The 1,475-nt window shown below is 66.1% G+C and carries 1 protein-coding gene; it reads right to left on the reverse strand.

The window, feature by feature from the left end; genetic code table 11:
• Positions 1 to 63: 63 nt before the first annotated feature.
• Positions 64 to 1,263, reverse strand: coding sequence for a methionine adenosyltransferase (gene metK / locus ACWDTP_RS38450; protein WP_450028446.1), 1,200 nt, complete (start codon positions 1,261 to 1,263; stop codon positions 64 to 66).
• Between the last annotated feature and the right edge of the window lie 212 nt (positions 1,264 to 1,475).

A 1,475-nucleotide genomic window follows, 5' to 3' on the forward strand; every position in this document is an offset into this window, starting at 1 on the left:
GACACAAAAGTCCCCATTTCGGGGTGGAAATGGGCACTTTTGTGTCTGCTCGGCGGGAAAGGGTTACACGGAGGCCTTCAGGTCGTCGACCTTGTCGGTCTGCTCCCACGGCAACTCGATATCGGTGCGGCCGAAGTGGCCGTAGGCCGCGGTCTGCGCGTAGATCGGGCGCAGCAGGTTCAGGTCGCGGATGATCGCGCCGGGACGCAGATCGAACACGCCGCTGATGGCCTTCTCGATGCGGGCCGGGTCGACGGTCTCGGTGCCGAACGTCTCGACGAACAGGCCGACCGGAGCGGCCTTGCCGATCGCGTAGGCCACCTGGACCTCGACGCGCTCCGCCAGGCCCGCGGCAACCACGTTCTTGGCCACCCAGCGCATCGCGTACGCGGCCGAACGGTCCACCTTTGACGGATCCTTGCCGGAGAAAGCGCCGCCGCCGTGACGAGCCCAGCCGCCGTAGGTGTCGACGATGATCTTGCGGCCGGTCAGGCCCGCATCACCCATCGGTCCGCCCAGCACGAATTTCCCGGTCGGGTTGACCAGCAGCCGGAAGTCGGAGACGTCGAGGGTGTCGTGCCCGAGGTCGGCGAGCACGGTGTTGACCACCTTCTCGCGGATGTCGGGGGTCAGCGTGCCGTCCAGGTCGATGCCGTCGGCGTGCTGGGTCGAGAGCACCACAGTGTCCAGCCGCACCGGCGTCGTGCCGTCATACTGGATGGTGACCTGGGTTTTGCCGTCCGGCCGCAGGTAGTCCACGACGCCGTTCTTGCGGACCTCGGTGAGGCGCCGGGCCAGCCGGTGCGCCAGCGCGATCGGCAGCGGCATCAGCTCAGGGGTGTCGCTGATCGCGTAGCCGAACATCAGCCCCTGATCGCCCGCGCCCTGGCTGTCGAGCGGGTCACCGGCCCCTTCGACGCGCGCCTCGTGGGCGGTGTCGACGCCCTGGGCGATGTCCGGGGACTGCGAGCCGATCGCGATGTTCACCCCGCACGACGCACCGTCGAAGCCCTTGGTGGACGAGTCGTAGCCGATCTCCAGGATGCGCTCCCGGACGATCTTGGGGATATCGGCGTAGGCGGAGGTGGTGACCTCACCGGCGACGTGCACCTGACCCGTGGTGACCAGGGTCTCCACCGCGACGCGCGACTTCGGATCCTGATCCAGCAGCGCGTCGAGCACGGAGTCGCTGATTGCGTCACAGATCTTGTCGGGGTGTCCTTCGGTTACCGACTCACTGGTAAACAGGCGACCATTGCTCACGGGTCCGCATCCTCTCCATTGAAACGCATCAAGACTGACGATCTACTTAGTCAGGCGAATTATATCCCTGGCCCTGTTGCACCCAAGCGTGTGGGACGCCATCCCGCAACACTTTCGTGCAAGGCATTCCCGCGTCGTGCGGCGTACGCCGAGTTCACCCGCCCCGGCTCTGCAAAAAGGCCGTTATCGCGTCCACGATACGGGTGGCCATC

It is taken from the genome of Mycobacterium sp. NPDC003449 (assembly GCF_053588415.1).